We start from the raw sequence: 5,018 nt of genomic DNA, 5'->3' as shown, positions 1-5,018 counted from the left end.
CCACCGCCGTCGTCACCTGGGCGATCTGGCGCACCTGCGAGGTCAGGTTCCCGGCCATGAAGTTGACCGAGTCGGTCAGCTCCTTCCAGGTGCCGGACACCCCCTCGACCCTGGCCTGGCCGCCGAGCCGGCCCTCCGTCCCCACGTCCCGCGCCATGCGCGTGACCTGGTCGGCGAAGGAGGACAGCTGGTCCACCATCGTGTTCACGGTGTTCTTCAGCTGGAGCATCTCGCCGGAGACGTCCACGGTGACCTTCTGCGACAGGTCGCCGTTGGCCACCGCCGTCGTCACCTGCGCGATGTTGCGCACCTGGCCGGTGAGGTTGCGGAAGGCGGTGTTCACCGAGTCGGTGAGGTCCTTCCAGGTCCCCGCCGCCCCGGGCACCTGGGCCTGACCGCCCAGTTCGCCCTCGACGCCGACCTCACGGGCCACCCGCGTCACTTCCGCACCGAAGGACTGGAGCTGGTCCACCATCGTGTTGACGGTGTTCTTCAGCTCCAGCATCTCGCCAGCCACGTCGACCGTGACCTTCTGCGACAGGTCGCCGTTGGCCACCGCCGTCGTCACCTGCGCGATGTCCCGCACCTGCGTGGTCAGGTTGCGGAAGACCGTGTTCACCGAGTCGGTGAGGTCCTTCCAGGTCCCCGCCGCACCCGGCACCTGCGCCTGACCGCCCAGCAGGCCCTTCGCACCGACCTCGCTGGCCACGCGGGTGACCTCGTCCGCGAAGGTCCGCAGGGTCTCCGTCATCTGGTTGATCGTTTCGGCCAGCTGCGCCACCTCGCCCCGTGCGCTGACCCGCACCTTCTGCGACAGGTCGCCGTTCGCCACGGCCGTCGTGACCTGCGCGATCCCGCGCACCTGGGCCGTGAGGTTGCCGGCCATCGTGTTGACGGAGTCGGTCAGGTCCTTCCAGACGCCCGCGACCCCGGGCACCTGGGCCTGACCGCCCAGCTCGCCCTCGGTGCCCACCTCGCGGGCGACCCGCGTCACCTCCGAGGAGAAGGAGGACAGCTGGTCCACCATCGTGTTCACGGTGTTCTTCAGCTGGAGCATCTCGCCGGCCACGTGGACCGTGACCTTGCGCGACAGATCGCCCTTGGCCACGGCCGTGGTGACGAGGGCGATGTCACGCACCTGGGCGGTGAGCCGGTAGGCCATCGTGTTGACGGAATCCGTCAGGTCCTTCCAGGAACCCGACATCCCGCGCACCTGGGCCTGACCGCCCAGCTTGCCCTCGGTACCGACCTCCAGCGCCACCCGCGTCACCTCGTCGGTGAACGCGGACAGCTGGTCGACCAGGTTGTTGACCGTCCGCCCGACCTTCAGGAACTCCCCGCGCAGCGGGTGCCCGGCCCCGTCCTGGGTCTGCGTCCGCAGGTCCATCCGCTGGTCCAGGTCGCCCTCGGCCACCGCCGACAGCACCCGGCCCACCTCGGACACGGGCCGGGCCAGGTCGTCCACCAGCTGGTTCGAGGCGTCGATCGCGGCCGCCCACGAGCCCTCGCAGGCCCCCGTCTCCAGCCGCTCGCCCAGCTTGCCCTCGCGGCCCACCATCCTCCGGACCCGCGACAGCTCCCCCGTCAGGTGCAGATTGCGGGCGGCGACCTCGTTGTAGACGGCGGCGATCTCCGCCATCACCCCGTCGCCGGACACCGTCAGCCGCTTGCGGAAGTTCCCGTCCCGCATCGACACCAGGGCCGTGAGCAGCCGGTTCAGTGCGGCGGTGTCGACCTCCGTCGTCCCGCTCCGCCGGGACCTACCGCCCTTGGGGCGTGTTCCCGTACGCCGCACCGCTGCGCCAGACTCCACCGTGTCCCTCCCGAAAGGGTCGACCTGTGTTCCACCGGATGTCCGGCTGTCCAAAGAGCCGGCTCTCCAAGCCTGCCCAGTGTTTCACCCCGGCCGAACGCGGCCATAACACTCCGGCACCTTCGCACACCGTCCACACCCTGCGGGTGGAATCCCGCACGACGGCCTCACGGCCACCGCGAAGGTAAGTAACCTGGCATCCGATGTCCCACCGCGTCGAAGGAGACTCGTGATCACGGCACGGGCGGCTGCCAGTTTCACCCCGCAGGGGCGGTCGGTCGCCGCCGCCCGCGCTTTCGTGCGCGACACGCTCCAGGGCTGGGGCTTCGCGGACATCGTCGACGACGCGGTGGTGCTGACCAGCGAGCTCGTCACCAACGCCGTCGTCCACGCCGGAACCCAGGCCGAGGTCCTGTGCCTGCGCGCCGAGGACGGCGTACGCGTCGAGATCGCCGACCGGTACCCCGAGCGCGAGCTCCCCCTGCGCCACCCCGACGAGCGGCCGTACGCCGACCCGGACCGCGAGAGCGGCCGCGGCCTGATGCTCTGCGCCGCCCTCGCCACCCGCTGGGGCGTCGAGTACACCGGCACGCGCAAACACGTGTGGTTCCGCCTCGACCTGCCGGACCGGCCGGTCGGTACCCGCTCGGCGGGCCCTGTCGTGCCCGACCGGTTCCTGCCCCTGGCCGACAGCCGGGTCCGCGTCGCCGTCCTCCAGATCGACGCCGCCGACTCGATCTCCGCCTGGAACGAGGACGCCGAGCACGTCTTCGGCTACGCCGCCGAAAAGGTCGTCGGCCGCCCCCTCGCCGAACTCGCCGCCTGGCCCCAGACCCCCGGCACCGGCACCGGCATCGCCGAGGCCCTGCGCCTGTCCCGCTGGGAAGGCAGCTACGGCATCCGCGGCGCCGACGGCCGCGTCATCCCCGTCTACGCCTCCCACCTGCGGGTCCGCGACGCCCACGGGGAGCCGTCCATCGTCTGCCTGCTCGTCCACGACGACGAGCGCGCCCTGCTCCAGACCCCCGTACGGGCCCCCGCCTCCGACGGTCAGCTCTCCGAGCCCCGCCCCGCGGACCCCTTCGAGGTGTTCATCGGCTCCCCCGCCCCCGACGACCTCGACGGCCTGCTCCAGCGCACCGTCGAACGGGCCCGCGACATGCTCGACGCCGACGCCGCGTTCCTGCTGCTCGCCACCGACGACGAGACCGAGCTGGAGGTCCGCGCCACCACGGGCCTGCCCTCCACCCGGCAGCGCTTCGCCCGCGTCCCCGTCGAGGCCGGCACCAGCCGCTACGGATCCGCCCGCCTGCCCGCCGTCCACGAAGACCTCTCCGCCGTCCCCGGGGCCGTACCGCTCCTGGAGTCCACGGGCATGCGCTCCGTCGTCACCGTCCCCCTGAAGGTGGAGGGCCGCCTCACCGGCTCGCTGGGCGTGGCCGCCGAGAATCCGGGCCGCTACACCAACGAGGAGGCCCTGCGCCTCCAGTTCGTCGCGGACCGCATCGCCCTCGCCGTCGAGTCCGCGCGCCTGGGCGAGCTGGAGCGGCTGCGCCGCGGCTCCCTGTCCTTCCTCGTCGAGGCCTCCGACCTGCTGGCCGGCACCCTCGACCGGGACCAGACCCTGGCGCTGATGGCCCAGATGACGGTCCCGACGCTGGCCACGTGGTGCGCCGTCTACACGATCGCAGACCAGGCCTCCGACCCCTATCTCGCCTACGTCCTGCACGAGGACGAGGACCGGATCGACGGTCTGAAGGATTTGCTGTCGCGGGTGGAGCCCCCCGAGCCGGTCCGTGAGGCCGGCGCCCGCCCCTGGCCTGCGACGGCCGCGGCGGTCGGCGGCGAGACGGTCGTCCTGCCCCTCCTGGCCCGCAACCGGGTGATCGGCATGCTGACCCTGGGCAAGCCCAGCGAGGAGCACTTCCGCCAGGAGATCCTGGAACTGGCCGACGACCTGTCGCGCCGGGCGGCTCTGGCCCTGGACAACGCCCGCCTCTACTCGGAGCGCACGGCCATCAGCCGCTCCCTCCAGCGCAGCCTCCTGCCACCCGGCTCCCCCGCGATCCCCGGCATGGAGGTCGAGGTCATCTACCGCGCGGCCGGCGAGGGCAACGAAGTGGGAGGCGACTTCTACGACGTCTTCCCGATCCGCGACGGCGCGTACGGCTTCGCCATCGGCGACGTCTGCGGTACGGGCCCGGAGGCGGCGGCCGTCACCGGCCTGGCCCGCCACGCACTGCGCCTGCTGGCCCGCGAGGGGCTGGGCGGCCCGGCGGTCCTGGAGCGGCTGAACGCGGCCATCCTCGACGAGGGCGCCCGCAGCCGCTTCCTGACGCTCCTGTACGGCGAGCTGCATCCGCAGTCGGACGGCGGCGCCCTGATGAAGGTGGTCTGCGCGGGGCACCCGCTCCCTCTGCGCCTGCGCCCGGACGGGGAGGTCACCGCGGCGGCCGAACCGCAGCCGCTGCTCGGTGTGATCGACGACCTGGACCTCTACGAGCAGACGCTGTCGCTGGATCCGGGCGACGTCCTCCTCTGTGTCACGGACGGCGTGACGGAGCGCCGGGAGGGCGCACGCATGCTCGGCGACGACGGCCTGGCCGAGGTCCTGACGACCTGTACGGGCCTCACGGCCGGCGCGGTGGCCGCCCGCGTCCTGCGCGCGGTCGAACGCTTCGCGGCGGAACCCGCCTCCGACGACATGGCCATCCTGGCCTTCCGCGTCCCCCACCCCCGCGAGGGCTCCTGACGTCTCCCGTCCGGTTTCCGGGCCGCCTCGGTGGCGGCCCGGAAGCCCCGGGTCGTGCACGACCGCCGGCCCCGGAAACGCAAGAAGGCCCCCGCCTGATGGCGGGGGCCTTCTTGTTTGGAGCCCTTTAACGGAATCGAACCGTTGACCTTCTCCTTACCATGGAGACGCTCTACCGACTGAGCTAAAAGGGCGGGTTGTTCGGCGGCGTCCTACTCTCCCACAGGGTCCCCCCTGCAGTACCATCGGCGCTGAAAGGCTTAGCTTCCGGGTTCGGAATGTAACCGGGCGTTTCCCTAACGCTATGACCACCGAAACACTATGAAGTTGAACTCAAGCCGGATTGGCGAGTTCGTTACTTCAGAACTAACACAGTGGACGCGAGCAACTGAGGACAAGCCCTCGGCCTATTAGTACCAGTCAGCTCCACCCGTTACCGGGCTTCCACATCTG

At 71.3% G+C, this 5,018-nt stretch carries 2 protein-coding genes, 1 tRNA gene and 1 rRNA gene; 1 reads left to right on the top strand and 3 read right to left on the bottom strand.

The annotated features are described in order from the left end of the window. On the bottom strand, nucleotides 1-1,813 hold a 1,813-nt coding region (locus ACFY15_RS19390; RefSeq protein WP_390825821.1), incomplete at its 3' end, for a HAMP domain-containing protein. 193 nt (nucleotides 1,814-2,006) lie between these two features. Between ACFY15_RS19390 and ACFY15_RS19385 the strand changes: the two genes are divergently transcribed. Beyond that, nucleotides 2,007-4,565, top strand: coding sequence for a SpoIIE family protein phosphatase (locus ACFY15_RS19385; RefSeq protein WP_390825899.1), 2,559 nt, complete (start codon nucleotides 2,007-2,009; stop codon nucleotides 4,563-4,565). Nucleotides 4,566-4,683: 118 nt separating this feature from the next. Here the strand turns inward: ACFY15_RS19385 and ACFY15_RS19380 are convergent. Together ACFY15_RS19380 and rrf are read right to left on the bottom strand one after the other, a co-directional pair. Next, a tRNA-Thr gene (locus ACFY15_RS19380) sits at nucleotides 4,684-4,759 on the bottom strand. Nucleotides 4,760-4,764: 5 nt separating this feature from the next. Beyond that, nucleotides 4,765-4,881: ribosomal RNA gene (gene rrf, locus ACFY15_RS19375) — 5S ribosomal RNA — on the bottom strand. Between the last annotated feature and the right edge of the window lie 137 nt (nucleotides 4,882-5,018).

Source organism: Streptomyces sp. NPDC001373 (assembly GCF_042895815.1).
Classification (GTDB): domain Bacteria; phylum Actinomycetota; class Actinomycetes; order Streptomycetales; family Streptomycetaceae; genus Streptomyces.
Note: the sequence above shows the minus strand (reverse complement) of the source record. Positions and strands in the feature narration are given on the sequence as shown.